Source organism: Synechococcus sp. FACHB-909, from assembly GCF_014698945.1.
Classification (GTDB): Bacteria; Cyanobacteriota; Cyanobacteriia; order PCC-6307; family Cyanobiaceae; genus Cyanobium.
In genome coordinates this window covers 14,361-38,372 of sequence record NZ_JACJTY010000012.1, presented here as the reverse complement: position 1 = coordinate 38,372, position 24,012 = coordinate 14,361, and the positions used below count along the sequence as shown (strand labels likewise).

Below are 24,012 nucleotides of genomic sequence, written 5' to 3'. Positions count from 1 at the left end.
GCGGGGATGCCCCGGGCCGTAAGGGATTGTTAAGGTCATGGGGGGACTCTGGCGGACCCCCACCCTGACTGACAAGAACGCACCCGCTTGTGCCTGGGGCACCTGCCGGTAACCCCGATCCCTGTGACGGCCTCTCTCCCCGATTCCCTGGACTCCGATGGTTCCCAGCTCTGCCCGGCGGAGCTGGCCCTGCGGGTGATGCGCGGCCGATGGAAGCTGCTGATCCTCTGCCGGCTCCGGGAGGGTCCCCAGCGCTTCTCGGCCCTGCAGCGGTCCCTGGTGGGGGTGAGCCACAAGGTGCTCACGGCCCAGCTGCGGGAGCTGGAGGCCGATGCCGTCGTCTGCCGCCGCGTCTTCGGTGAGGTGCCGCCGCGGGTGGAGTACGACCTCAGCGAGCGGGGTCGGGCGCTCCTGCCCGTGCTGGAAGGTCTGCATGCCTGGGGAGCGGCAACCCCGACAGCGGTGGAAGCTGGGGAATGAGGCTGCGGCGGAACCAGCTTTCCGGCTCCACCCGCTGCAGCGTGCGCAGCAGCACCAGGGGCAGGGTGCGGAGCTCGAAGGGGGCCCGCAGGGTCGGCCACAGCCCCTCGCGGCGGTAGAGCAGGGACTCCAGCTGATCCCGCTGCGGCGGGGTGAGCGGTCCCCAGACCCCGCCGATGGCACCGGCCTCCCGGGCCATCGCCAGGAACGGCAGCGCCAGACCCGGCACCAGCCCCTCCAGCCTGAGGCTGTCGGCCGCCTGCAGCACCAAAGCGTCCTCCGGGCTCTCCAGGCCGAGCTCGGCGCCCGTGGCACTTACCGCCCTCAGGCGCCCGTGCACGGTTCCGCCGCTGTGCTGCAGCCGCACCGGCACCGAGAGGGCAAACCAGGGAACCCCATCCCGGTGGGGCCGGTCCCAGCAGCTGCGGATCGCCAGCAGCAGCAGCAGGCCGTTGAGCAGGCTCCAGCCCAGCACCACCCCGACCGTGGCGGCCGAGGCCGGCAGCAGCCCCTCCTGGCCGGCCAGCAGCGGCAGCCGACCCTGCGCCAGATTCCAGAGCGCCACCAGCTGCAGGGCCAGCAGGGCCAGCAGCGGCAGCAGCAGGCCCGCATCCGGGCCGGTGTCCCGGCCGACCACCGCCTTTGGCGTGACCCGGAACCGCCGCGGCCGGCCCAGGGCCGTGGCGACCACGGCGGCACAGATCGGCACCAGGAAGATCCAGCGGTACAGCTCCGGCAGGATCGCGGCGCGGGCGTGGCCGCTCAGCCAGCGGGTGAGCAGCAGCTGGCTGAACACGAACGGCATGGCAACCGTGAGCAGGGCATCGCCGCTGAAGAGGATCGGGGCGATGCCCAGCAGGCCCAGGCTGAGCGGCGTGCAGAGCAGCACCAGCTGGGCGGGGAAGGTGAACCAGTGCAGGATGCCTTCGCTGTAGGCCAGTCGCTGCAGGGGGCTGAGCCCGGGGATCCGCAGCGGATCGGCTCCCGTGCGCAGGGTCTGGAGAGAACCGCTGCCCCAGCGGCAGCGCTGCCGCGCCATGGTCGCGGCCGTGAAGGGGGCCAGGCCGGCGCTCAGCTTCTCCGAGAGGTAGTGGTTGCGGTAGCCGGCGGCGGTGATCCGGATGCCGGTGGCCAGGTCCTCCGATGGGGTGGCCGTCTCGAAGCCGCCCACCCGCTCCAGCGCCTCGCGCCGCATCAGGAAGGAGGTGCCGGCGCAGACCACGGCATTGAGGTTCTGGCGGGTGGGCTGGATCCAGCGGTAGAAGCTTTCCTCGTCCGGCAGCAGCCAGCGCTCCAGGCGCAGATTGCGCATCACCGGATCGGCATTCATGTAGCTCTGGGGGGTCTGCACGAAGCCCACCGACGGGTCGGCGAACAGGCCGACCGTGCGGCGCAGGAAGGGTCGCAGCGGCACGACGTCGGCGTCGAAGACCGCCACCAGCTCCCCTTGGCAGTGGCGCAGCCCGTGGTTGAGGTTGCCGGCCTTGGCATGGGCGTGCTCCCGGCGGGCGACATAGCGGCAGCCGAGGCGGTCGCAGAGTTCCGCCAGTTCCGGCCGGTCGCTGTCGTCGAGCAGCCAGACCGTGTGGCTGGGGTAGTCCATCGCCAGGCAGCCCCGCAGGCAGCGCTCCACCAGCTCGACCGGTTCGCCGCAGCTGGGCACGAGCACGTCGATCGACGGGACGGGCGTGGGGATCGGACCTGCGGGGGGCGCCGGCCGTTCGGGCAGGAGCGTGAACCAGAGTTGCAGGAAGAACCCGGCCAGCATGACCAGCTCCGCCGCCAGGGTCAGGAGGCTGAGGCTGGCGGACAACGGCGTGGCCAGGTTGAGGCTGGCGCTGAAGCGCCAGTTCAGATAACGGGCCCCCAGCAGTGTCAGCAGCAGAACGGCCCAGGGCAGGCGTGCCATCGACCCGGACCAATTGTTAAGCAAATCTAGGCGGTTCTCCCGGCGCACCGGGATCGGGCCGGCCCATGGCCGCGGCCTCAGCTGCCACTGGCCCATGAAAAAGCCCGGCGTCCAGGATCGCCGGGCTTGGGGTGGAACGGTGACGTTCCTGACGTGGTTCGGGTTGTCTGATGTCGGTGGTGACTCCGGTTGAACGGTCGGTTAGACGGTTGACATTCGGAAGCGTTGACGATCAGAAGGGCTGACGATCGGGTCCTTGGGGACCGTGGATGGGTGATGGGGAGGGAGACGAGGATGCTCCTCCGCCATGGACGCGCCATCAAAGAGAGGTCAGCTGGGCTGGGGATCCATAGGGAGTCCCCTGGGGTGGGTTTCGGAGTCGGAGCTGCGGAGGGGAGGCACCTGGGGCCGAGGCATCCAGGAGCCGGTTTCCATGGACCCGTGGGCACCTGAACGATGCATCGGGTAATCGGCGAACGATCGGGAAACCGTTGTAGGGAACAAGACTGTTGGAGCAGGGGCCTGCCGTCAGCACACTCCTGACATCTGACCGGGCGGGGTGTCTTCCATCGCTGGAGCCTCCTGGTTTCTGAATTCACTCTCATCCCTCCCGGCCGCCCTGGCCATAGGCAATCGTGCTGGTCTTCGCCCGCGCAGGGCTGGGTCGCCTTCCTGGGCCCTCACTCGTCGTTGCGCTGGGCCACCAGGGCTTCGTAGGCGGTGCAGAACGGTTCCCCCAGGGAGTCCCGCAGCGGTGCGTCGTGGCGGAAGGCCTCAAGGGCATCGGCGTGACAGGTGGGCAGGGAGGCCGCCCCCGTCGGTGCCTCCACATACGTGTTCAGATCGCTGCGGGGGCCGGGCTCGAGCCGCCGTTCGATGCCGTCCAGACCCGCCGCCAGCACCGCCGCCTGGAGCAGGTAGGGGTTGGCGGCGCCGTCGCCGAGACGCAGCTCGATCCGCTGGTCGTCGGGGATGCGCACCATGTGGGTGCGGTTGTTGCCGCCGTAGCTGATCCAGGAGGGGGACCAGGTGGCGCCGGAACTGGTGACGGACCGGGCCAGGCGCCGGTAGCTGCCGGCCACCGGATTGGTGAGGGCGCACAGGGCCGGGGCGTGGGCCAGCAGGCCGGCGAGAAACCGGTAGGCCACCTCCGACAGGCCCTTCTCCCCGGCCGGGTCGTGGAACACATTGCGCCCCCCTTCGTCCCAGAGCGAGGCGTGCAGGTGGGCGCCGTTGCCGGTGAGGGCCGGGATCGGCTTGGGCTGGAAGCTCACCCGCACCCCATGGCGTTCCGCCAGGGCGGCCGCCATCACGCGGAAGAAGGCGTGACGGTCGGCGGTCAGAAGCGATTCGGCGTAGGTCCAGTTCAGTTCGAACTGGCCATTGGCGTCCTCGTGATCGGCCTGGTACGGCCCCCAGCCGAGGCTCTCCATGCCGTCCAGCAGTTCGCTGATCAGCGGGTAGTGGCGCATCAGGGCCAGCTGGTCGTAACAGGGCTTCGACTGCCGGTCGAGGCCATCGGCGATGGCGTCCCGTTCCGGGTCCATCAGGAAGAACTCCGCCTCGACGCCGCTGCGGAACTGCAGGCCCATGGCCGCCGCCCGGGCGATCTGACGCTGGAGCACCCGGCGCGGCGACTGCTCCAGCACCTGGCCCTCCACCTGCAGATCGGTGGCCACCCAGGCCACGTCCGGCTGCCAGGGGAGCACCATCAGGCTGGTGACATCGGGGATCGCCAGCACGTCCGGATCGGCCGGGGTCATGTCGAGCCAGGCGGCGAAACCGGCGAAGCCGGCCCCGGATCGGGCCAGTTCGGCCGCCGCGGCCGCCGGCACCAGCTTGGCCCGCTGCACCCCGAACAGGTCGCAGAAGGAGAAGAGGAAGTGGCGGATGCCATGGGTGGCGGCGAAGCGGGCCAGATCGGTCATCGGGGGTGGTGAGGGGTGAGGCGGGTGTGGGGGCGGCGAGTGGGGGCTGGCCGGAGGCGATCCGTCAGCGCAGAGCCGTCAGTCGGTGCAGAGCCGTCAGTCGGCGCAGAGGCGTCAGTCAGTGCAGAGCCGATCCACGGCGGCCCGCAGCTGGCGCTGCTCGGCCGGCGCGTCGCGGGGATTGCCGGCCCGGTGGCCCAGGTCGGACTCCAGAACCTCGAAGTGGGCACCGCGGATCAGGGCGGCCTCGGCCTGGCAGTCGTCGGGGGTGAAATAGAGGTCGTGGCGGCCGGCGATCACGGCGGTGCGGGCCCGGATCCGGCCCAGGGCCGCGGCCAGGTCGGCATCGGGATCGCCTTGGCTCGTGGCTTCTGGATCGCCATCGGCAGCACCATCGCCAGGGGCATCGGCGGCGCTGATCCCGGCGGCGGCCGCCACGTCGTTCGCCAGCCAGACATCGAGCATGGCCAGCAGGTCATGGGGGTCGTGGCGGCGGTAAGCCGGCAGCCAGGCCTGCTCCACGTAGGCCTCGACGCTGGCGTAGCCCAGCTGGCGATGGGCGCCGCGGCGATAGAAGGGCTGGCTGGCGGCCCAGCTGGCGTAGATCAGCGCGAAGGTGCGCAACCCCTGCTCAGGTACGCCCCGGAAGCAGCGCCCATCCCAGTGGGGATCGGCGGTGAGGGCCTGGCGCAGGCTGAGCAGGAACACCCGGTTGTGGGCCGTGGTGCGCGCCGTGCCGCAGACGCAGCAGATCCGCCGGGTCCGCTCCGGCTCCAGCACGGCCCAGTGGTAGGCCTGCTGGGCCCCCATCGACCAGCCGTAGATCAGGGCCGGCGCGAAAACCTGGAAGACCTCCTCCAGCAGCCTGCGCTGGGCGGCCACGTTGTCGCGGTGGTCGACGGGCCAGCGGCCGGCCATCAGGCCGGCTCCTGAGTTGCTGGGACTGGTGGAGCGGCCATTGCCGAACTGGCTGACCAGCACCACGCACCAGCGCTCCGGATCGAGGATCGGCCCCACCACCCAGTCGATGTCCTCGGGCCAGGCTCCGTAGGAGCTCGGGTAGAGCACCAGGTTGGAGCGGTCGGCGGCCAGCGTTCCATACACCCGATAGTCGAGCCAGCCGGCGGGAAGCATCCCGCCGGCGGCGAGGGGAAAGTCCCCGAGCGCGAAGCGGCGCGGGGGGGCGGAGCTGGGGGGCAAGGGAGCGGGGTTCAGGGGAGGGCGAGTCGGGCGGGATCGCGCAGGAAGTCGCGGTGCACCGCCAGGTAGCCCTGGCCCGTGTGCACAAGCTTCGGGGCCAGATGGCCATGGGCCTCGGCGAGGGCGTGGAAGGGCACCGAGGGGTAGAGGTGGTGCTCGACGTGGAAGGGCATGTCCCACATCAGCCAGCGCAGGGGCGGCAGCGTCAGGGTGGTGCGGGTGTTGCTGAGGCCGTCCGTGTCGGTGCTGCAACCCCCGTGCTCGGCCATCAGCACGAAGCGCAGCAGCGGCTGGCCGACGGCCAGGGGCAGCAGCCAGAACCAGAACAGGGCACCGTTGCCCTGCCAGAGGGAGGCGACCAGCAGGACGGCGTAGACGGCGACCTGGATCCGGATCGAACGGGTGACGGCCGCGGCCGCCTCGGCGGGGAGGTAGGGCCTGCCGCCGAAGTCACCGCGCAGGCCGGCGGCATGGCCGCGCAGCTTGCCGATCCACCAGGGAAGCCCGCTGAGCTCGAGTAGATAACCGGCCAGGCTGCTGGGGGGGGCGTCCTCCAGCTCCGGATCGAGGCCCGGCTGGTGGGTGTAGCGATGGTGCCACTGGTGGTAGCGGCGGTAGTAATCGGCGTTGTAGAAGCTCAGCAGACCGGCCCACCAGGCCACGGCGTCGTTGAGGCCCTTACCGGCGAAGGCGGTGCGGTGGCCGCATTCGTGCATGGCGCAGAAGCCGAAGGCCAGGCCCCAGCCCAGCAGCAGCAGGCCCACCAGCCGCAGGCCAAAGAACGCTGCGGTGGGTAGGGCGGGAGGCATCGGCCATCCCCAGAGCAAGGCCCCCAGCCCCAGCACGGTGAGGTGAAAGGCCAGCCGGCGCCAGCCGGGCCCGTCCCGTCGCTCGTTGAGGCGCTGCAGCAGCGGAGCGGACAGCAGCGGCGCAGCGGCGCCCGGGCCGGCCGCCGGTGGCGCGGAGGGTGGGGAGGCGGTCACGAAGGTCGCCGTTGGTCGGCGGAGGGAGACGTCGTCGACCCACTGTCCCGCTCGGGGTCCGCCGGACACCGTTCGTCACGAACACTCCCACCGGGTGTGGCGCCCTGTGGGGATGGTTACGCGCTGATGCCCCGCGGCAGGGAAGAGTGGGACCTGCGTCGTGCAGGCCCGGTGCCTTCCCTGCTGTTCTTCTCGCTCTGGGGCTTCGAGGGCCCCCTCTCCACGGCCCTGGAGACGGCGGAAGGGGGGGGCTTCGACGGGCTGGAGCTGAACATCCACCATCCCTCCCTTGTCGGCGACCCGGACGGACCCGCCCGCCTGCTGTCGTCCGGCAGGCCCCTGGTGCTGGAGGTGGTCACCGGTGGGGATTACGTGCCGCAGCTGGCCGTCACGCCGGCGCAGCACCTGGCGGAACTGGAGGACCAGCTCAACCGCTGCGCCCACCTCCGCCCCCACCGGGTGACCGTGCTCACCGGCAGCGATGCCTGGCCCCTGGAGCGGCAACTGACCTTCCTGGCCGAGGCCCAGGCCCTGGCGGCAGCCAGCGGCCTGCCGGTGAGCTTCGAAACCCACCGGTCCCGCTGCCTGGGGATGCCCTGGACGATCGCGCCGCTGCTGGAGGCCGTGCCCGGGCTGCGGCTCACGGCCGACCTGAGCCATTGGTGCGTGGTGGCCGAACGGCTGATGACCCCGGATCTGGAGCCGGTGCGGTTGATGGCCGAGCGGGTCGACCACATCCATGCCCGGGTGGGCCATGCCCAGGGTCCCCAGGTGTCCCACCCCTTCGCCCCTGAGCACGCGGAGGCGCTGGCGGCCCATCGGGCCTGCTGGCGCCTGTTCACCGAGAGGGCGCTCCAGCGCGGGGCGCCGCCGCCCAGCTTCACGCCCGAATTCGGGCCTGACGGGTACATGCCCACCCTGCCCTTCACGGACCGCCCGGTGGCTGATCTGCTGACGATCAACACGGCGATGGCGCAGTGGTTACGGAGTCAGCCAATAGCCGACAACAGCGATAAGATGTGTTCATCCTGAACAGAGTTACGTCGTGATGAACGTGATCGACGCCCCGACCGCCACACCGTCGGCCAGCCATTCCAGCGAAGGGTCCGATCCCCGCCAGGCCACCCTGGTCGCTTCGCTGCGCGCCCGCTACGCCATCGCCGAGCAGCGCCAGGACGCCGATGCCAAGCGCGCCCTGTTCAAGGAGGCCGTTTATCTGGGCATCCGCCCCGACGCGTACCAGGGCTCCAGCAGCGCCGCATAGATCGCCTGCTGGTGCAGGATCCGGGCCTCCAGCCTGTGCGGGGGGCCGGTGCGGAACCCGTCTCCGTAACCCCGCTGGGCCGACTCCACCAGGGCTCTGTCTTCGGCGAGAAAGTGGACCATCTCCGCCATCAGCGCCTCCCCTTCGGCCTGGCGTGAGGCGGGGCCCAGCAGCCACACCTGCATGCGGCAGGTGTCCAGCGTGTCGGGCAGGAACTGGATCATCGCCATCCGTCCGTCGGGCCACAGCAGCAGGTGGTTCCATGGCGGCAGGCCGAAGGTGAGGAACTCACCCTCCGCCTCGGGCCAGGGGGTGGCCAGCACGTTGGCCCAGGTGCCGAAGCGATGGCGGTAGTTGCGCACCGGGCCCTGCAGCCGATGCAGGGTGGTGGGATGGGCGATGGCGACGTGGTAGTCGTCGAGGGTGTTGTCGTGGGCGATCTTCCAGTTGCAGGCGAGCCCCCGTTCGTGGAAGGCCAGGGGCACCAGGGTTCGGGCCAGGGCTTCGGGGGCTTCCTGCAGCGGCAGATCGAGCTGGTCGTCGAGGGGGATCGGATCGGCCCCCAGGGCCACCCAGATCAGGGAGGCGCGCACCTGGCAGCCCAGGGCCTCGAGTGGCCAGGCACTGCGATCGAAGGGGTCGACGAACTCCCCTTCCCGGGCGGCCGCCAGCAGCGTGCCGCCCAGGTCGTAGGTCCAGCCGTGGTAGGGGCACACCAGCCTCCGGCAGGCCACGCTGCCCTCAGCCGGCTCGCGAAAGGCCACGGCTCGGTGGGGGCAGCGGTTGCGGAAGGCCCGCACGACGCCATCACTGCCGTGGCAGAGCAGCACGGGCAGGCCCAGCAGCTCCAGCGCCCGCACATGCCCCTGCGGAAGATCGGCGGCGGCGGCGACGGGGTGCCAGAAGCGGCTGGCGTAGTGCTCGCGCTCCAGGGCGGCCACGGACACCGAGCCGTACAGCTCCGTTGGCAGAAAGGCGGCCCGGGTGGCGGTGTCCATGGAACGAACGGTCAGGGCAGGGCGGAGGGAACGCTCAGAGCAGGGAGCCATCCAGGCTGCGCAGGCGGCTGGCGAGTTCCTCGCGCAGTTCCAGGAAGGGCTGGGACACGCGCAGGTGGCGCAGGTCGGAGCGGTCCAGCTGGACGTCGACGGTGTGGACGATCCTGCCGGGCCGCGGCGCCATGATGTGGACGGTGCCGGCGAGCAGCAGCGCCTCCTCGATGTCGTGGGTGATCAGCAGGGCGGTGAGCCCGGTGCGCTTCCAGAGGTCGTGGAGGAACTCCTGCATCGATTCGCGGATCTGCAGATCCAGCGCCCCGAACGGTTCGTCCAGCAGCAGCACCTTCGGCTCGGTGGCCAGGGCCCGGGCGATGGCCACCCGCTGCTGCATGCCCCCCGAGAGTTCCCGCGGCAGCAGCCGGGCCGCGTCGGCCAGCCCGACCACGTCGAGGAAGTAGGCGGTCCGCTCGCGGATCTCCGCCTTGCCCCGTCCCTGGAGGGACAGGCCGAAGGCGACGTTCTGGGCCGCCGTGAGCCAGGGGTAGAGGCTGTATTTCTGGAACACCATGCCGCGGTCGGAGCCGGGGCGCCGGACCGGCACGCCATCGAGGTGGATGGTGCCCTCGCTGGGCCGCTCGAGGCCGGCGATCAGCCGCATCACGGTGGACTTGCCGGATCCCGAACTGCCGACCAGAGCCATGAACTGACCCGAAAACAGCTCGAAAGAGATGGTTTCGAGAACGAGCTTGCGATCCCGCCCCTCGCCGAAGCTCTTGGAAACCTGGGAAACCTGGAGATGCATGAGATTCAGTTGGCCCAGGAACAGGCCCGTCGCATCAGAAACCGGAAACCCAGATCGATCATCAGACCGATGAGTCCGATAACGATCAGCCCGACAAAGATCTCATCGGTGCGCAGGAATCGCTGGGCCAGGCTGATGCGTTTGCCCAGGCCCTCGTTGGCGGCCACCAGTTCGGCGACGATCACGAGGTTCCAGGCCGAGGCCATGTTGATGCGGTAGGTGTCGAGCACCTGGGGGGCGATGTAGGGAGCCACCACCCAGGTGAGGATGGGAAGGCCCCGGCCCCCCAGGGTGAGGGCCGTTTCCACCAGTTCGGAGGGAACGAACTTCACCGCATCCATGATCATCAGGGTGTTGAAGAAGAAGGTGCCGATGAAGATGAGCATCACCTTCGGCAGCTCCTCGAGGCCGAAATAAATGATCAGCAGGGGGATGAAGGCCGGCGCCGGCATGTACCGGATCAGCGCCATCAGGGGTTCCAGAAAGTGGCAGATGGTGCGGTTCGTGCCCATGGCGATGCCGATCGGCAGGGCCAGCCCTGCCGAGATCGCGAAGCCGATGAAGACCCGCTTGATGCTGGCCACCGCATCCGCCACCAGGATTCCGCGCTGGAACTGGTCGGTTCCCGCCAACCACACCGCTCCAGGGCCCGGCAGGAAGAGCTTGTCGACCATGCCGCTGGCGGTGACCAGCCACCACACCAGGAAGACGGTGAGGATGCCGAGCACCCCCAAGACCCAGGGGTGGCTGAGGAAGCGACGCAGGGCGGGGGACCGGGCCATGGTGCTCAACGGGCGTTGTCGACAAACTGGGAGTTCAGCAGGTTGGTGAGGTCAGGCTTGGTTTTGGCCAGGCCCGTCTCCACCAGGAAGACGCTGATCTGTTCGGCGGCATAGGGCAGCGACAGCATCGTGGTGCCCGGCTTGAAGTTGCTGCGGTTTTCCTCCAGGGTCTGGATGGTGGTGCCGGCGTTGTACTCCTTGAACTCGGCTTCGCTGACGCCGGAGCGTTCCACCAGGATCGGCAGGGTGCCGGCGGGGTCGTCCTTGATCGTCTTGAGGGTGGCGAACCAGGCGTTGACGATCTTCTGGACCTTCTCGGGATTCTTGGCGACGAATTCCGTGCGGCAGACGAGCAGATCGCTGATCGCCCCGGGGTGATCCTTGGAGGTGGCCAGGGCCCGGCTGCCCGGTCGCTTCAGGGCCTGGGTGGTGAAGGGGGCATAGACGCCGGCGGCGTCCACCTTGCCTGCGGCGAAGGCCGCGGCGGCGGCGCCGGTTTCGAGGGGAACGAAGGTGATGTCCTTGGCGGAGAGACCCGCATCCTTGAGCACCTTGAGCAGCAGGAAGTGGTCGACGGTGCCTTCCTCGGCGGCGACCTTCTTGCCCTTCAGCTCGGGGATCGACTTGATCTCCGCCGCGGCGATGATCTGGTCATTGCCCGTGGAGAAATCGTTCTGGAGCACCACCTGGAGATCGGCCCCACCCGCCACGGAACTGATGGTGTCGTTGAGGGTCTGGCTGTTGCAATCCAGCTGACCGGCGTTGAGGGCGTTGATCGAATCGAGATAGCCGTCGAACCACTGCATCGAGGCCGCCACCCCCTGCTCCTTGAACAGCTCCTTGACCTCGGTGACCTTCCAGGGGAACCAGCCCGGCCAGGCGCTGTAGCCGATCTTGACGGGCGCCTCCTGGCTCGCAGGCTGCTGGCAACCGGCCAGCAATCCTCCCCCGAGAGCGGCCATCAGGGTGAGGGCGACGGCCCGGCGTTGACGACGGAACAAGGTGGCTTTCAACATCAGGGAAATCGGGGAAAGGGTGGTGCCTGCGCAGATGGAGAGGGTCGCGTCTTTGACGCGATCCCAGATGGATGCTGGGTTCGGTTCCGTGGGGTTGTTGGGTGAAGGGAGCCCCCCGTTGGAGAGGGTCAGAAGAACTCCAGATAACGCTGCTGTTCCCATTCGGAGACAGCAGAGTGGTAGGACTCCCACTCTTCACGTTTGTAGGAGATAAACGCCTTGAACATGGCATCACCGAATACGCTTTCGGCAAGTGGATCCGCCGCGAAGGCCTCCACCGCCTCGCCGAGGGTTCGGGGCAGCATGTTCAGGCCCCGCTCGGCCCGTTCCGCCGCGCTGAGTGTGTAGGCATTCACCAGGTTGGGAGCGCCGGGATCGAGTTGTTCGCGAATCCCCTCCAGGCCGGCGGCCAGCATCAGGGCCCCACCCAGGTACGGGTTGCAGGAGATGTCGGCCGCCCGGCATTCCACCCGGCCGCCGGGAGAGGGAATGCGCAGCATGTTGGTGCGGTTGTTGTTGCCGTAGCAGACGAACACCGGTGCCCAGGTGAACCCCGACATGCTCCCTTGGGCGACGAGGCGCTTGTAGCTGTTGACCGTCGGGGCGATCACGGCGCAGATGGCGGGGGCGTGCCGGAGCACACCGGCAATGAAGTGCTCCGCCAGCCGGGTGACCTCCCCGGGGGTCGCCTCGGGCGTGGCGAACAGGTTCACCCCGGTCTGAAGGTCCGCCAGGGACATGTTGAAGTGGGCGCCGCTGCCGGTGCGGTCGCCGAAGGGCTTGGGCATGAAGGTGGCCAGCAGCCCGTGCCGATGGGCGATCTCCTTGGCCATCAGCTTGAAGAAGGTCAGCCGGTCGGCCATGGTGAGCACGTCGGCGTAGTCGAAGTCGGTCTCGAACTGGCCGGGGCCGTCCTCGTGGTCGAAGGAATAGACCCCCCACCCCAGGCCGTTCATCGCCTGCACCAGCTCGTCCAGCCAGGGCAGGTTGTCGAGCAGGCCGCGCACGTCGTAGGCGGGTTTGTCGAGGGTGTCGCGGTCGCTGAAGGGGACCCAGCCCCCCGCCGCCCCCTTCTTCAGCACAAAGAACTCGGTCTCGATGCCGAGGTTGAAGCGGAAGCCCATGGCGGCGGCCTCCTGGCGCACCCGGCCCAGGATGTGGCGGCTGCAGGCGTCGAAGGGGCGGCCGTGCAGGTGCAGATCGCTGGCGAACCAGGCCACCTCCGGCTGCCAGGGGAGCACGGTGACGCTGGCGGGATCGGGGACCGCGGCCACCTCGTCGTCGCTCACCTCCTGGGGCACGCCGTCGAGGGCCGCGCCGGTGAACAGTTCGGAGCCGGCCATCATCTGGCCGAGGTGTTCGAGGGGCACGGCCTTGGCCTTGCTCACCCCGTGCAGGTCCACGAAGCTGGCCAGGGCGTAGCGGACGCCCTTCGCGCGCAGGTCGGCCTGCAGGGCCGAGGTGGAATCGGAGGCGGGATGCTGGTGACTCATCAGGCGTGCAGCAGGGCGGGGGAGATCTGAACGGCCTGGCGCTGGGCGTCGAGCCAGTCGTGCCAGGCCTCAAAGCCCTCTCCGGTGGTGGCGGAGAGGCGGAACACGGCGGTGCGGGGGTTCACCTGGCGGATGTGGGCCTCGATCCGCTCCACATCCACCGGCAGGTGGGGCAGCAGATCCACCTTGGTGATCAGCACGCAGTCGGCTTCCCGGAACATCACCGGGTACTTGAGCGGCTTGTCGTCCCCCTCGGTGACGCTGAGGAGCGCCACCTTGCGGTGCTCACCGATGGCGAACTCGGCGGGGCAGACCAGGTTGCCCACGTTTTCCACCCAGAGGATGTCCAGGGCGGCGGGATCGAGCCGCTGGCGGAGCAGCTTCAGGCCGCCGCTGACCATGGCGGCATCCAGGTGGCAGGCACGGCCGGTGGTGATCGGCACCACCGGAATCCCCACGGCCTCCAGCCGCTCAGCGTCGAGCAGGGTGGTCATGTCGCCTTCCAGGACGGCCATGGCCCAGCGGCCGGCGAGGGCGGCGAGGCTGCGCTCCAGCAGGGAGGTCTTGCCGGCGCCGGGGCTGCTCATGACGTTGAGGCAGAGCAGGTTCCAGGCGTCGAAGTGCTCGCGGTTGTGGTCGGCCCGGTGCTGGTTGGCCGCCAGCAGATTCAGACCGAGGCTGTCTTCGAGGGGCATGTGCATGGCGGATCAGCAGGCGGCTGTGGGACGGGAAGCAGTGGATGGGGCGGTATCGAAGCCGTAGGCGACCGAACGGATCCGCAGTTCGCGGCCGCTGACGATCTCCTCCATCGGGTGGTGGCAGCAGGGGGAGCGGAAGCCGTCGGCTTGAACGGGGCTGTAGGTGGCCTGGCAGCGGACGCAGCGCCCCACCAGGGGCACCGACTCGATCACCAGCTCGGCGCCGTCGAGCCAGCTGCCCTTGACGGCATCGGCCCAGGTGACCACCAGCTGGTCGGGTTCGACGCAGGTGAAGGTGCCCACTTCGAGATGGACCCGATCCACCGCCGGCACCCGGGGAGCGTGCTGCTGCTTCCACTCGTTCATGGACAGCAGCAGGCAGCGCGTCATGTCGACTTCATGCATGCCCTATCTCCAGGCGCGGTCGACCTGCATGTTGCAGTCCTTGGAGAGCCAGGCGGGGGCTGACTTGCGGGGCAGCTGGCCGCTCACCACCAGGTGGGCCATGGTGTCGCAGATGACCCGGGTGGCCATCAGGGAGGTCATGTCGCTGACGTCGTAGGGGGGGGAGACCTCCACCACCTCGAGGCCGCAGACGGGCACGTTGCGCACGATCAGCTCCAGCAGCTTGAGGGCCTCGCGCGGCAGCAGGCCGCCGGGCTCGGGCCAGCCGGTGCCCGGCACGAAGCCGGCATCGATGCAGTCGATGTCGAAGGAGATGTAGACGCAGTCGGTGCCGTCGGTGGCGCGCTCGATGGCGTATTTGGCCGCCGCCTCCAGGCCCATGTCGCAGATGTCGGTGACGGTGAGCACGTTGGTGCCCCGCTCGCGGCAGACCTTCACCCCTTCCCGCGGCACCTGCCAGCCGCCGATGCCCAGTTGCACCAGGTTCTCGGCCGGGGCGTTGGCCATGTTGGTCGCGTGGAACCACGGGGTGGTGTGCATGCGCTCGTCCAGGTCGGTCTCCTGGGTGTCGACGTGGCGATCGAAGTGGATGATGCCCACCTTCTTGTCGCCGAGATGGCGGCAGACGCCCCGGACGGTGGGGAAGCCGATCGAGTGGTCGCCGCCCAGGATGATCGGGAAGGCGCCGCTGGCGAAGACGTGGGCGATGCCCTTGGAGATCTGATCGAAGCTCTTCTCGTTATTCGCGGGGATGGTGAAGATGTCACCCACGTCGCAGAGGGTGATCTGCTCGCGCAGGTCGACCCCCATCTCGTAGTTGTAGGGGGTGTACAGCGCTGAAATGCGCCGGATGCCCTGGGGACCGAAGCGGGTGCCGGGCCGGTAGGTGGTGCCGCTGTCGTGGGGAACCCCCACCACCGCCACGTCGAACTCCCCAACCCGGTTCACGTCCTCCAGGTAGGGGGCCTTCATGAAGGTGTTGATGCCGGCGTAGTGGGGCAGCTCACCGCGGGAGAAGGTGGAGATGCGCCGGTCGACGATGCTCTCGGCGGCCTCCAGGCCATGGCGAAGGCCCTGGTCGACCTCCTGCTGCCAGCCGGTCAGGGGAAGGGCGGCTTCCTTCTCGAGGGCCCTGGCCCCTTCACTGCCGGCGGGGTGGCGCCCCCGGTCGAAGGCCTCGGCCGCATCGGCCTGGCTCCCGCTGGACGGATCGTTCATTCGGACCTCTGGGCACGGTGGGAATGGGGCGGTCTCCCGGGCTTTTGTCCCTCCGTGCCACACACCGGTGAGAACTGGGTTCTCGGATTCGGTGGGTGCGCTTCTCTCGGACCAGGCATCCCTCCGCCTGCTGGCAGTGCCAGGAATGGCAGTGCCAGCAATGGGGGACCGGAACCCTAGAAGCAATTTCCGCCTTGGGATCCTGAAGGCCCCCGGGCGGGACGGTTGTGACGGTTGCTACGGGATCGGTGCGGTCGCCTCAGGAAGGACAGGGGAGACCGGCCGCCTTGCGGTTGGTCTCGCGGCGCAGCAGCAGAAAGAGGTAGTCCGGGTCCTTGTACTGGCTCGGCAGGCACTGGTGCAGCTGCTCGAGCCGGTGCCAGCAGACCGTGCGCTGGATCTTCTTGAGGGTTCGACCTTCCCGGACCAGCAGCCGCAGGGCCTTGCAGTACATCGAATAGTTGGCCTCCAGTTCACCGATGGTGACTTTCGGGATCGTGACCTTCGGTAGGGACGCTGGAAGCGATCGGGCGGTCATCGGCCATCCTTCGGGGCAGGCCCCGCAGAGATCCATCCACTGTCGTCCATGGGCGGCCGGGGCGCGCCCCCCATCCGGGGACATTCCCGCCCCGGGCGTCCCCCGGCCTGAGGGGGACGCCATGGGGGTTCGCTGACCCGGACGGCACAGGGGGGTGGCGGCCCTTCCGATTCAGTTAAGGTTTGGTCAGCAGAGGAATGCCCGGCATGTACAAGGACCATCCCGTCATGAACGCGCTGCTGGAGCAGCTCCGCTCCCTCAACGAGCAGTACAGCGACCTGCCCAACGAGCTCAACCGCTACCGCGTCGTCCGCCAGGAGCAGCTGATCGCCCAGTGGGCCCCTGGCGTCAGCGTCGCCGTCTGAGTCTCGCCCTGGCCAGGGCGGCCCGATGGCCCCCCGTCCCCACCCCCTGTTGAAGCCTCACCCGTGAGGTGATGAACAAGAACCACCCCGTCTACCACTCCCTGGTCGCCAGGCTGGAGAGCCTCCGGGATCAGTACCGGCACCATCCCTGCGAGCGGAACCGCTACCGGCTGGTGCGTCAGGAGCAGCTCATCGCCCAGTGGGTGGCCGCCTCCGACCTGCCCTCCCCGAGCCTCTCCCCCATGGGCGGCGGCGCGTCGGCACCGGCGCCAACATGAAGAAAATCTCTCGCTTTGCCGTCGGGTGTTCCTTGTTGCTCTCGGGAGCCCATCCATCGGCTATTCCGTAGACAGCACACCCCTGTCGGCTGTACGGGCAAAGGTATGGGCAAAGGTTCGGGTAAAGGTCCTGGCAAAGGCCATGACAAAGGACATGACAAAAAGGAAAAAGGAAGTCTCAAGATCAAGACCCTGACGATCAAGCCGCCGAAGGCGAAAGAATCCCGAAGCCTCGGCTCTTCCGCCGTGAGCGAGTCGGATCTCTACAGGCCCTCTCCGATCTTCGACGACCTCGCCAACCATTCCGAGGGGCGTCCCCCGAAACTGGATCGCAAGTTCTACGAGAAGGAACTGGCCCGGCTCCAGGTGGAGCTGGTGAAGATGCAGTACTGGGCGAAGCATGTGGGGTACCGCATGATCCTGCTGTTCGAGGGCCGGGATGCGGCCGGCAAGGGCGGCACCATCAAGCGCATCACCGAGCCGCTCAACCCACGGGGCTGCAACGTGGTGGCCCTCGGCACCCCCTCCGACCAGCAGAAGACCCAGTGGTACTTCCAGCGCTATGTCGAGAATTTCCCCTCCGCCGGGGAGATCGTCCTGTTCGACCGCAGTTGGTATAACCGGGCCGGCGTCGAGAAGGTGATGGGCTTCTGCACGCCGGAGCAGGTGAATGAATTCATGCTCTCCTGCCCGGAGTTCGAGCGCATGCTGGTGCGCAGCGGCATCACCCTGATCAAGTACTGGTTCTCCGTCAGCGACGACGAGCAGGAGGCCCGTTTCCGCTCCCGGCTGGAGGATCCGGCCCGCCGCTGGAAGCTCAGCCCGATGGACCTGGAATCACGGGACCGCTGGGTGGAGTTCTCCCGGGCCAAGGATGAGATGTTCGCCCACACCAACATCCCGGAGGCCCCCTGGTTCACCGTTGAGGCCAATGACAAGCGCCGGGCCAGGCTCAACTGCATCCGTCACCTGCTCAGCAAGGTCCCCTACGAGGACATGACACCCAAGGCGATCGAACTGCCCCCCCGAAAGAGCGGTGCCGACTACCAGCGTCCCCCGATGAACGAGCAGTTCTTCGTGCCCAACGCCTATCCCTGAGCCCCCTCCACCAGCCAGCGGCGGCCCCCGAGCAGCTCCAGCCAGATCAGCACCACCAGCCAGTGGATCAGCACCGGAGCCGCGATGGACCCGGTGAGCTGGTAGGCAGCCACGCACGTCACCCCCAGCAGGGCGGCCAGGAGCAGGAAGCGACCGTCGTCGAAGAGCTTGCGGCCCCGGCGGTACCAGAGCCGGCCGGCCAGCGGATGCCAGGCGACGAAGAGCCCCAGGCTCAGGGCCCCCCAGGCGAAGGTGTCCGCCATGCCGAGACCTTCCAAGGGGTGGGGCAGCAGGGCGGCCCGGAACAGGGTCTCCTCGACCAGGGCCGGGGTCAGCAGCAGGGCCGGGGCCTGGCGCAGCAGCAGCCAGGGCCGCACCGCTGAAGCCGTCGCCGGCAGGAAGCCGCTGCGGCGCCCCAGCGGCAGGGCGATGGCGGCGTAGGCCCCCAGCAGCAGGGCCGTCAGGGCCAGGCCGGCTCCACCGAGGGGCGTGAAAAAGGCATCCATCAGCCGGGGCAGGGCCAGCCCCACCACGGGCAGCTGACCGAGGAGCTGGGTCGGCGCCAGGGGGGCCAGGCGCCGGTCGGCGCCGGGGAGCTGGTTGGTGCGCAGCACATGGAGCGGGTCCCCGTGGCGCAGGAACACCCGGGCCATCTCGTCGTGGGCGCGGCGGGGCAGCATCGATCGCCAGCTGAGCAGTCCATCCCAGAGGCTGGGGCTGGCCCGGAAGCGGTCCGGTGCATCGCCGGGGCGGTCCATCAGCGAGGCGTTGTGGCGCCAGTCGGCGCGGACCATGCCGAAGGGGGTCAGCAGGGCATCGAGGGAGCGGGCCAGGGAGGCGAGCCGGGGCAGCTCGGTGCCGTCAAGCTCACGGCGGCGGCGGCGCAGCTGGTCGATGGCGATCCAGAGGGCCTGGCTGGAATCCTGCACGCAGGAGATGGCCGGCGACACCAGCGAGACGCCGCCGCCGTCGCCGCTGCGGTAGCGGGCCATCAGCACCTCCGCCTGGATCGCCAGTTCCTCCAGCAGCAGGGGGTCGGTGCGCACCAGCACGTCCGAGATCGGCCGCGTCCCGAGCCAGCCCCGCTGCAGGTTGCCGGTGTAGGCGCTCCAGTCCTGGCTGCCCGAGACGATGCCGTTGGGATTGTTGGCGTAGATCTGGTGGTAGCGCAGGTCGAAACGGGGCTCCCCGGTGAAGGGATCGATCACGATCCGGGCGGCACCGAAGGCGAAGTGTCCCGTCACCGTGAAGCCGCTGATCGGCTCGCCATCGGGCCCGCCGATGCCGCCGAAGTTGTGGATCAACAGGGAACGGTCGGCGGTTTGCCAGGGGGCGTGCTCCCCATCGGGATCCAGGCCCACCCGGCTGAAGCGGCCGCGCCGGGTCTCGCTGTCGCTCCAGTTGATCCGGCTGATGGCGTTGAGGCCGGCGGCGGTGCCCCGCAGAACCCGGTCGCTCTCCAGGCGGGTGAGGTGGCGGGGTTCCAGGGCCTGGGCGGTGAAGGTGCCGTCGCTGTCCGGGGCGCCGTAGAGGTACCAGCCGTCGCTGCCCGCGGGGGACTCCAGCAGTCCCTGCGGGTCGAAGAAGCGCCGGCCATGGCGGTCGGGGGGCTGGCGGGGCAGTCGCACCGTCTCGATCGGGCCGACGAAGTCCCCCTGGCCCCGGTCGTAGTGCTGGACCTGGAAGCGCTCCGGGTCGGCAGGGTCGCGGGAGAGCAGTCGCACCAGAGCCACCCAGCGGCCCGTGCTCTGCAGGGGCGGGCGAGCGATCCGCAACACGGTGTTGCCGTCCCGCCGCTCGACGTCCACGTCCTCGAGCGCCACGGTGATGTCGTCGTGGGGATGGGCCCCCGCCAGGGTCTGCAGCGGGCCGACGTCGTTGCGGCCGTCGAGGCGGGTGGGCACCACATTCCCCTGCTGCGCCGCCAGCCGGGCCTGGGCCCCGAGCCGCACCGGCGTGCTCACCTTGCCCACCAGGGCCCGCAGCATCGGCTCGTCCCGCCAGCCCAGCCGCAGGCGCTGGCCGACCAGGGCGTCGTGGCCCGCCGGGGCCTGCTCCAGCTCCAGCCACACCCAGTCGCCGCCGCCCGGGGCCATTTCGGCCGCTGCGGGAAGGATCAGGCGACCGAACCAGTCGCCATGGGGGCGGTAGAGGGCCGGATCCGGCCGACGCTCCAGCGGATAGTGCTCCGGACGGTTGAAGGGGGCCTGCCAGGCCAGGTCGTAGCTGGTGGGCGGTGGGGGGGGCGGCGCGCCCAGGGCACCCCTGGCCAGGGGCAGGACCAGCAGCACCATGGCCACAACGGACACCAGAAGCGTCAGCCGGCGGCGGCGGTCAGGGCGAGGCCGCCCGGGCATGGCAGGTGGCGGCATGGGGTCCTAACCGCCGCTTTCCCGGTGGATCGCCAGGGCCGCCAGGACGCCGCCGGCGAAACCGGAGGCGTGGCCGATCCAGCTCACCCCCGGGGGACTCAGGAACGGCAGCAGGCTGGGCAGCGCCCCCCCGTAGGCGAACAGCGCGGTGAGCGACAGCAGGATCGAGAGGGGGCGGCGCTCCAGCCAGCCGATCAGCAGCAGGTAGCCCAGCAGTCCGTAGATGACCCCGGAGAGGCCGTGGCTGGCCTGGTGCCAGAACAGCCAGACGGGGATGGCCGTGGCGTAGACCCCCAGCCACACGGCCAGGTAGTCGCCCCGGCTCTTGGCCAGCACCAGCCAGGACAGGGGCAGGAACCAGAGGCTGTTGCTGATCAGGTGGCCGAAGCCTCCATGGCTGAAGGGGGCGGTGAGCACCCCGAGGAAGGGCCCCCCCGGCACCATCGGCAGGTTCCAGCGGCCTCCGAAGAAGACCTGGTCGATGATCTCCTGGACCCAGGGCACCGCCAGGATCAGCACCGGCAGCACGGCCATGCCCTTCAGACGGGACAGGCTGCGGTCGAGCCGCTGGGCAAGGGATCCGGCCATGGCCGCAGGCGAACCGGCAGTGCGTGTCGGCCTGTCCTAGCTCCCCAGCGGACCGCTCAGCAGCCACCACCACAGCGGAACCGAGACCAGGGCCAGGGCGGTGCTCCAGAGAACCAGCGACGCCACCCCATCGGCCGCCTGCCGCCGCCCGGCTCCGGCGGTCTCCTGCCGCCCGGCAGCGGCCGCTTCCGTGAGCAGCAGCACCGAGATGGCGGTGGGGGCCGCCGCCTGCAGCACCACCGCGTCCCGCAACGGGGAGGGCAGCCCCAGCAGGCCGGCCAGGAGCAGCATGGCCGCCGGGAGCACCACCAGCTTGCCCACCAGGGGCGCCAGCAGGGCCGAACCGCCGGCGGGGCCGGCCGTGCCCGCCGGGCGGCGCCGGAGCATCAGGCCCAACCGCATCCCCACCAGGGCCAGGGCCACCAGAACCACCAGCCGGGCCGGCCACCACAGCCATTGGGCCAGTACCGCGCTCCAGGGGGTCTGGTGCAGCAGCACGGCCAGCGCCAGTCCCCGCATGGCCGGGCTGGTGGCCAGCGCCCGCAGCTGGCGGCGCACGCCGGTGGCGCGCCGGTCCACCAGCAGCGGACCGAGGCTCCAGGTGATCAGCGTGGCCATCAGATCGAAGGCGATCGTGAAGCCGATGGCCTCGGGGGGAAGCAGGGCCAGGGCCACGGGCAGCCCCCAGTAGGCGGTGTTGCCCACGACGCAGCCCAGTTGCAGGCTGCCCTCAGGGATGCACCGGCCCAGGGCCGGCAGGCGCAGCAGCAGCAGGCTCAGGCCCGAGGCGGCCGCCGCCATCAGGGCCGCCGTGAGCAGCTCGGCCTGGAAGCCCGACCGCAGCAGCAGGGCCACCAGGCTGATGGGAATGCCCCAGGTGATCAGCGGCGGGGCCAGCCGTCCGGGCAGCCCGGGGAACCGCATCCCCAGCAGCAGTCCGAGGCCCAGGCAGGGGATCAGTTCGAGCAGGAACCGCAGCACCAGCCCTCCACCGCACCCCTGGCGTACCCACCATGGCGGTCCCCGGCCTGCGGCGCTGCCTAGGGTCGTCGCTTCCCCAGATGCCCAGGTCTTCGATGCAATCCCCCATGCGCTCCGGTGCCGACAACGGCTTCGGCGGGCTCTGGCAGCTGGTCTTCGCCGCCGTGCTCGCCGGCCTGGTGCTGCTGACCCAGACGGTGTTCATCGTGCCGGCGGGCAGCGTGGCCGTGGTCACCACCCTCGGCAAGGTCACCGGTGAGCCGCGGCAGCCCGGGGCCAACTTCAAGATCCCCCTGGCCCAGAACACCTCGCTCTTCGATGTGCGCACCCAGGTGCGGCCGGAGCAGTTCTCCACCCTCACCAAGGACCTGCAGGTGATCCAGGCCACAGCCACGGTGAAGTACGCCATGAAGCCCGCCGAAGCGGGTCGCATCTACGAGACGATCGCCACCGACGACCAGCAGATCTATCCGCGGGTGATCCAGCCCTCCCTGCTGAAGGCCCTCAAGTCGGTGTTCTCCCAGTACGAACTGGTGACGATCGCCACCGAGTGGAACTCCATCTCCGAACTGGTGCAGGAGAAGGTGGCCGAGGAACTGCGCAAGTTCGACTACGTGACCGTCCAGGGCCTGGACCTCACCGGCCTGCAGATCGCCGAGGAGTACCGCGCCGCGATCGAGCAGAAGCAGATCGCCGAGCAACAGTTGCTGCGGGCCCAGACGGAGGTGCTGATCGCCGAGCAGGAGGCCAAGCGGTATCAGACCCTCAATTCCAGCCTCGACGACCAGGTGCTCTACAAGCTGTTTCTGGATAAATGGGATGGGCAGACCTCGGTGGTGCCGGCCCTGCCTGGGGCGGCCGGGGGCGGCGGCAGCCCGGTGATCGTCAACGGCCGCCGCTGAGCGGGACGCCCGATGGACGAGGGAATTCTCGATGTCGATCTGCTGGCCTTCGAACGGGGCGACGCGAGGGCCCGCGACGCCGTCGTCGATGGGGTGAGGCGCAGCCTGGCCAACGGCTTCGTCTACACCAGCAGCGATCTGCCCGTTGACCTGCTGGACTCCGCCTACGGGCTCCTGCAGCGGTTCTTCGCCCTCGAGGCCGACACCAAGCGGCGCTTCCGGGCGCCCGGCGCCAGCGGTCAGACCGGTTACACGGAGGTGCTGTTGGAGACGGCCGCCGGCAGCGATCACCCGGACTGGAAGGAGATGCTGAACTGGTCGGCCCCCCTGGCGGCCGGCCATCCCCTGCGGCTCCGGTTCCCGGCGTTCTATCCCGAGCAGGTCCTGCCGGAGGCGGCCGTTCCCGGCATCACCGCCGTGCTGGGGGAGTTCCACCGGGCGATCGCCGATCTCCAGCGGCGCTTTCTGCGGGTGATCGCCGTGGGCATGGGCTGCGGTGATGGCTTCTTCGAGGAGATGGTGCGGGAGGCCCCCACCCTCACCCGGGCCCTGCGCTACCCCCCCATGGCCCAGGCACCGGGGGAGGGGCATGTCTGGGCGGCGGCCCATGGGGACATCAATCTGATCACAGCCCTGCCGAGGGCCACCGGGCCGGGGCTGCAGGTGCGCGTGGCCGGGGAATGGGTGGAGGCGGCTCCGCCGGAGGGCCGGGTGATCATCAACACGGGGCTGATGTTGGAGCGTCTCTCCAACGGCCGCATCCCCACCGGCTGGCATCGGGTGGTGGCGCCGCCGGGGGCCACCGATGAGCGCTTCAGCGTCGTGCAGTTCTGCCATGCCAGACCATGGACGGTCCTGGCGCCGGTGCCCTCCTGCTGCGGCCCGGATCAGCCGCAGCGTTACAGCGCCATATCCGCTGCAGATGCCCTCGAAGAGGTGCTTTACCGCATCAATCTGCTCGAGAACTGAGCATCCGCTGGCGAGGATAGCGGTCGTTCAGAAGGCCGCCGTCACCCATGAGTTCGACGATCCAGGGTGCCGGGATTCTCTCGATGTCGCCGGTGTCGATGTTGAGAACCCTGGCGAAATCGGCCGGGGTCGGGCCGCTGAGCTCGCAGATCCGGCCGATGAACCACGGCCTGCCGGCCATGGCCACCACGGCCAGGTGCCCGGCTCGCGCCTCCCGGAAGCGCTGGGGGTTGGCCCGCCTCAGGGGGGCCACCGCTGGATCGATCTGGCCGGGTACCATGGCAGGCCTCTGGTACACCTGTACTGTAACCGGATCGCTTCGGCGCGCCACCGGTCTGCGGGAGCCCCATAGGCTGGGCCCACCCAGAGGCGGAATCCGTGAACGAAGGCAGCAGAGGCGAAGGCAGCAGAGGCGAAGGCAGCACACTGGAGACCGGCGCGAACGAGCGCAACACGGCCGCGGGCGGCCAGGCCTTTCAATACGAGCCCCTCGAGCGCTTCGGGGAAGGCCTCACCACCGCCCGCCCCTGGAACCGGGCCGCGCTGGCGGGGGTCGAGCGTCTCAACGGGCGTGTGGCGATGATCGGATTCCTGGCGGCCCTGATCGGCGAGGAGTTCACCGGCAGGGGCATCCTTGGTCAGCTGGCCCTGATGCTGCGCTGGTTGCTGGGCTGAGGCCCCTGTACCAGGGCGATCGTCCCTGGCCGAAGCCATCCTCACCAGCCGGCCATCCCCGACGGGAATC

Annotated in this window: 26 protein-coding genes and 1 riboswitch; of the genes, 9 read left to right on the top strand and 17 right to left on the bottom strand. The window is 69.5% G+C overall.

The window, feature by feature from the left end:
• The first annotated feature begins 123 nt into the window (after positions 1 to 123).
• Positions 124 to 480, top strand: a complete 357-nt coding sequence (locus H6G99_RS15260) for a winged helix-turn-helix transcriptional regulator (RefSeq protein ID WP_233133752.1) — start codon at positions 124 to 126, stop codon at positions 478 to 480.
• Here the strand turns inward: H6G99_RS15260 and H6G99_RS15255 are convergent.
• The 4 genes from H6G99_RS15255 to H6G99_RS15240 form a co-directional block, all read right to left on the bottom strand.
• Entirely contained in the window at positions 389 to 2,389 is a 2,001-nt protein-coding gene (locus H6G99_RS15255; protein WP_190612399.1) for a glycosyltransferase family 2 protein, read from the bottom strand. The two genes, H6G99_RS15260 and H6G99_RS15255, sit on opposite strands and share 92 nt — an antisense overlap.
• Before the next feature lie 680 nt (positions 2,390 to 3,069).
• On the bottom strand, positions 3,070 to 4,317 hold the full coding sequence (glnT, locus tag H6G99_RS15250) for a type III glutamate--ammonia ligase (RefSeq protein WP_094584056.1): 1,248 nt from the start codon (positions 4,315 to 4,317) through the stop codon (positions 3,070 to 3,072).
• A gap of 114 nt (positions 4,318 to 4,431) precedes the next feature.
• A complete protein-coding gene (locus H6G99_RS15245; RefSeq protein WP_190612397.1) occupies positions 4,432 to 5,517 on the bottom strand; it encodes an alpha/beta fold hydrolase in 1,086 nt (361 codons plus the stop codon).
• A gap of 11 nt (positions 5,518 to 5,528) precedes the next feature.
• Positions 5,529 to 6,500, bottom strand: a complete 972-nt coding sequence (locus H6G99_RS15240) for a fatty acid desaturase (RefSeq protein ID WP_190612394.1) — start codon at positions 6,498 to 6,500, stop codon at positions 5,529 to 5,531.
• A gap of 171 nt (positions 6,501 to 6,671) precedes the next feature.
• On the opposite strand from H6G99_RS15240, the gene H6G99_RS15235 reads away from it, so the two are divergent.
• Positions 6,672 to 7,532 (top strand): sugar phosphate isomerase/epimerase family protein, encoded by an 861-nt coding sequence (locus tag H6G99_RS15235; protein ID WP_353617264.1) that lies wholly within the window; start codon positions 6,672 to 6,674, stop codon positions 7,530 to 7,532.
• A 16-nt stretch (positions 7,533 to 7,548) separates the two neighbouring features.
• A complete protein-coding gene (locus tag H6G99_RS15230) occupies positions 7,549 to 7,764 on the top strand; it encodes a hypothetical protein (RefSeq protein WP_190612393.1) in 216 nt (71 codons plus the stop codon).
• On the opposite strand, the gene H6G99_RS15225 is transcribed toward H6G99_RS15230, so the two are convergent.
• The 9 genes from H6G99_RS15225 to H6G99_RS15185 form a co-directional block, all read right to left on the bottom strand.
• Positions 7,713 to 8,762: an aromatic ring-hydroxylating oxygenase subunit alpha gene (locus tag H6G99_RS15225; RefSeq protein WP_190612391.1), complete on the bottom strand. Its 1,050-nt coding sequence runs from the start codon at positions 8,760 to 8,762 to the stop codon at positions 7,713 to 7,715. The two genes, H6G99_RS15230 and H6G99_RS15225, sit on opposite strands and share 52 nt — an antisense overlap.
• Before the next feature lie 34 nt (positions 8,763 to 8,796).
• Positions 8,797 to 9,564: an ABC transporter ATP-binding protein gene (locus tag H6G99_RS15220; protein WP_094584060.1), complete on the bottom strand. Its 768-nt coding sequence runs from the start codon at positions 9,562 to 9,564 to the stop codon at positions 8,797 to 8,799.
• Between the two features lie 5 nt (positions 9,565 to 9,569).
• Positions 9,570 to 10,346, bottom strand: coding sequence for an ABC transporter permease (locus tag H6G99_RS15215; RefSeq protein ID WP_190612384.1), 777 nt, complete (start codon positions 10,344 to 10,346; stop codon positions 9,570 to 9,572).
• 5 nt (positions 10,347 to 10,351) lie between these two features.
• Positions 10,352 to 11,362 carry an ABC transporter substrate-binding protein gene (locus H6G99_RS15210; RefSeq protein WP_094584061.1) on the bottom strand — a complete coding sequence of 337 codons (1,011 nt, stop codon included), beginning with the start codon at positions 11,360 to 11,362 and terminating at the stop codon, positions 10,352 to 10,354.
• A gap of 128 nt (positions 11,363 to 11,490) precedes the next feature.
• Positions 11,491 to 12,855: a type III glutamate--ammonia ligase gene (glnT, locus tag H6G99_RS15205; protein WP_094584062.1), complete on the bottom strand. Its 1,365-nt coding sequence runs from the start codon at positions 12,853 to 12,855 to the stop codon at positions 11,491 to 11,493.
• Positions 12,855 to 13,556: a hydrogenase nickel incorporation protein HypB gene (gene hypB / locus H6G99_RS15200; RefSeq protein ID WP_094584063.1), complete on the bottom strand. Its 702-nt coding sequence runs from the start codon at positions 13,554 to 13,556 to the stop codon at positions 12,855 to 12,857. The genes glnT (H6G99_RS15205) and hypB overlap by 1 nt, the downstream gene beginning before the upstream one ends.
• A 6-nt stretch (positions 13,557 to 13,562) precedes the next feature.
• A complete protein-coding gene (locus H6G99_RS15195; protein WP_094584064.1) occupies positions 13,563 to 13,958 on the bottom strand; it encodes a hydrogenase maturation nickel metallochaperone HypA/HybF in 396 nt (131 codons plus the stop codon).
• Between the two features lie 3 nt (positions 13,959 to 13,961).
• The gene (gene speB, locus H6G99_RS15190; protein WP_094584065.1) at positions 13,962 to 15,176 is read right to left on the bottom strand and encodes an agmatinase; all 1,215 of its coding nucleotides are present in this window, start codon (positions 15,174 to 15,176) and stop codon (positions 13,962 to 13,964) included.
• A 31-nt stretch (positions 15,177 to 15,207) separates the two neighbouring features.
• A riboswitch (guanidine-I (ykkC/yxkD leader) is annotated at positions 15,208 to 15,367 on the bottom strand.
• Between the two features lie 68 nt (positions 15,368 to 15,435).
• Positions 15,436 to 15,714 (bottom strand): DUF3136 domain-containing protein, encoded by a 279-nt coding sequence (locus H6G99_RS15185; RefSeq protein WP_094584066.1) that lies wholly within the window; start codon positions 15,712 to 15,714, stop codon positions 15,436 to 15,438.
• Between the two features lie 227 nt (positions 15,715 to 15,941).
• On the opposite strand from H6G99_RS15185, the gene H6G99_RS15180 reads away from it, so the two are divergent.
• The 3 genes from H6G99_RS15180 (at position 15,942) to ppk2 (ending at position 17,455) form a co-directional block, all read left to right on the top strand.
• On the top strand, positions 15,942 to 16,079 hold the full coding sequence (locus tag H6G99_RS15180; RefSeq protein WP_190612454.1) for a hypothetical protein: 138 nt from the start codon (positions 15,942 to 15,944) through the stop codon (positions 16,077 to 16,079).
• 71 nt (positions 16,080 to 16,150) lie between these two features.
• Entirely contained in the window at positions 16,151 to 16,357 is a 207-nt protein-coding gene (locus H6G99_RS15175; protein ID WP_094584067.1) for a hypothetical protein, read from the top strand.
• A 246-nt stretch (positions 16,358 to 16,603) separates the two neighbouring features.
• The gene (gene ppk2 / locus H6G99_RS15170) at positions 16,604 to 17,455 is read left to right on the top strand and encodes a polyphosphate kinase 2 (RefSeq protein WP_353617263.1); all 852 of its coding nucleotides are present in this window, start codon (positions 16,604 to 16,606) and stop codon (positions 17,453 to 17,455) included.
• Here the strand turns inward: ppk2 and H6G99_RS15165 are convergent.
• The 3 genes from H6G99_RS15165 to H6G99_RS15155 all read right to left on the bottom strand — a co-directional run bounded on the left by H6G99_RS15165 (position 17,446) and on the right by H6G99_RS15155 (position 21,396).
• Positions 17,446 to 19,764: a CPBP family glutamic-type intramembrane protease gene (locus tag H6G99_RS15165; protein WP_353617262.1), complete on the bottom strand. Its 2,319-nt coding sequence runs from the start codon at positions 19,762 to 19,764 to the stop codon at positions 17,446 to 17,448. The genes ppk2 and H6G99_RS15165 overlap by 10 nt on opposite strands.
• Before the next feature lie 69 nt (positions 19,765 to 19,833).
• Entirely contained in the window at positions 19,834 to 20,415 is a 582-nt protein-coding gene (locus H6G99_RS15160; RefSeq protein WP_094584070.1) for a rhomboid family intramembrane serine protease, read from the bottom strand.
• A 36-nt stretch (positions 20,416 to 20,451) separates the two neighbouring features.
• Positions 20,452 to 21,396 (bottom strand): AEC family transporter, encoded by a 945-nt coding sequence (locus H6G99_RS15155; protein ID WP_190612378.1) that lies wholly within the window; start codon positions 21,394 to 21,396, stop codon positions 20,452 to 20,454.
• Positions 21,397 to 21,491: 95 nt separating this feature from the next.
• Between H6G99_RS15155 and H6G99_RS15150 the strand changes: the two genes are divergently transcribed.
• Both H6G99_RS15150 and H6G99_RS15145 read left to right on the top strand, forming a co-directional pair.
• On the top strand, positions 21,492 to 22,298 hold the full coding sequence (locus H6G99_RS15150) for a prohibitin family protein (RefSeq protein ID WP_190612377.1): 807 nt from the start codon (positions 21,492 to 21,494) through the stop codon (positions 22,296 to 22,298).
• A gap of 12 nt (positions 22,299 to 22,310) precedes the next feature.
• Positions 22,311 to 23,267 carry an isopenicillin N synthase family dioxygenase gene (locus H6G99_RS15145; protein WP_190612375.1) on the top strand — a complete coding sequence of 319 codons (957 nt, stop codon included), beginning with the start codon at positions 22,311 to 22,313 and terminating at the stop codon, positions 23,265 to 23,267.
• Here the strand turns inward: H6G99_RS15145 and H6G99_RS15140 are convergent.
• On the bottom strand, positions 23,248 to 23,547 hold the full coding sequence (locus H6G99_RS15140) for a hypothetical protein (RefSeq protein WP_190612374.1): 300 nt from the start codon (positions 23,545 to 23,547) through the stop codon (positions 23,248 to 23,250). The genes H6G99_RS15145 and H6G99_RS15140 overlap by 20 nt on opposite strands.
• A gap of 146 nt (positions 23,548 to 23,693) precedes the next feature.
• Here H6G99_RS15140 and H6G99_RS15135 point away from each other — a divergent pair, with 146 nt between their 5' ends.
• Entirely contained in the window at positions 23,694 to 23,942 is a 249-nt protein-coding gene (locus tag H6G99_RS15135) for a chlorophyll a/b-binding protein (RefSeq protein WP_190612448.1), read from the top strand.
• Positions 23,943 to 24,012 lie beyond the last annotated feature (70 nt).

What these genes read in the sequence shown, in the direction of transcription:
- H6G99_RS15255 (WP_190612399.1), bottom strand. Translation starts at nt 2,389, where the DNA reads ATGGCACGCCTGCCCTGGGCCGTTCTGCTGCTGACACTGCTGGGGGCC.
- glnT (WP_094584056.1), bottom strand. Translation starts at nt 4,317, where the DNA reads ATGACCGATCTGGCCCGCTTCGCCGCCACCCATGGCATCCGCCACTTC.
- H6G99_RS15230 (WP_190612393.1), top strand. Translation starts at nt 7,549, where the DNA reads ATGAACGTGATCGACGCCCCGACCGCCACACCGTCGGCCAGCCATTCC.
- H6G99_RS15225 (WP_190612391.1), bottom strand. Translation starts at nt 8,762, where the DNA reads ATGGACACCGCCACCCGGGCCGCCTTTCTGCCAACGGAGCTGTACGGC.
- H6G99_RS15220 (WP_094584060.1), bottom strand. Translation starts at nt 9,564, where the DNA reads ATGCATCTCCAGGTTTCCCAGGTTTCCAAGAGCTTCGGCGAGGGGCGG.
- H6G99_RS15215 (WP_190612384.1), bottom strand. Translation starts at nt 10,346, where the DNA reads ATGGCCCGGTCCCCCGCCCTGCGTCGCTTCCTCAGCCACCCCTGGGTC.
- H6G99_RS15210 (WP_094584061.1), bottom strand. Translation starts at nt 11,362, where the DNA reads ATGTTGAAAGCCACCTTGTTCCGTCGTCAACGCCGGGCCGTCGCCCTC.
- glnT (WP_094584062.1), bottom strand. Translation starts at nt 12,855, where the DNA reads ATGAGTCACCAGCATCCCGCCTCCGATTCCACCTCGGCCCTGCAGGCC.
- hypB (WP_094584063.1), bottom strand. Translation starts at nt 13,556, where the DNA reads ATGCACATGCCCCTCGAAGACAGCCTCGGTCTGAATCTGCTGGCGGCC.
- H6G99_RS15195 (WP_094584064.1), bottom strand. Translation starts at nt 13,958, where the DNA reads ATGCATGAAGTCGACATGACGCGCTGCCTGCTGCTGTCCATGAACGAG.
- speB (WP_094584065.1), bottom strand. Translation starts at nt 15,176, where the DNA reads ATGAACGATCCGTCCAGCGGGAGCCAGGCCGATGCGGCCGAGGCCTTC.
- H6G99_RS15185 (WP_094584066.1), bottom strand. Translation starts at nt 15,714, where the DNA reads ATGACCGCCCGATCGCTTCCAGCGTCCCTACCGAAGGTCACGATCCCG.
- H6G99_RS15180 (WP_190612454.1), top strand. Translation starts at nt 15,942, where the DNA reads ATGAACGCGCTGCTGGAGCAGCTCCGCTCCCTCAACGAGCAGTACAGC.
- H6G99_RS15175 (WP_094584067.1), top strand. Translation starts at nt 16,151, where the DNA reads ATGAACAAGAACCACCCCGTCTACCACTCCCTGGTCGCCAGGCTGGAG.
- H6G99_RS15160 (WP_094584070.1), bottom strand. Translation starts at nt 20,415, where the DNA reads ATGGCCGGATCCCTTGCCCAGCGGCTCGACCGCAGCCTGTCCCGTCTG.
- H6G99_RS15150 (WP_190612377.1), top strand. Translation starts at nt 21,492, where the DNA reads ATGCAATCCCCCATGCGCTCCGGTGCCGACAACGGCTTCGGCGGGCTC.
- H6G99_RS15145 (WP_190612375.1), top strand. Translation starts at nt 22,311, where the DNA reads ATGGACGAGGGAATTCTCGATGTCGATCTGCTGGCCTTCGAACGGGGC.
- H6G99_RS15140 (WP_190612374.1), bottom strand. Translation starts at nt 23,547, where the DNA reads ATGGTACCCGGCCAGATCGATCCAGCGGTGGCCCCCCTGAGGCGGGCC.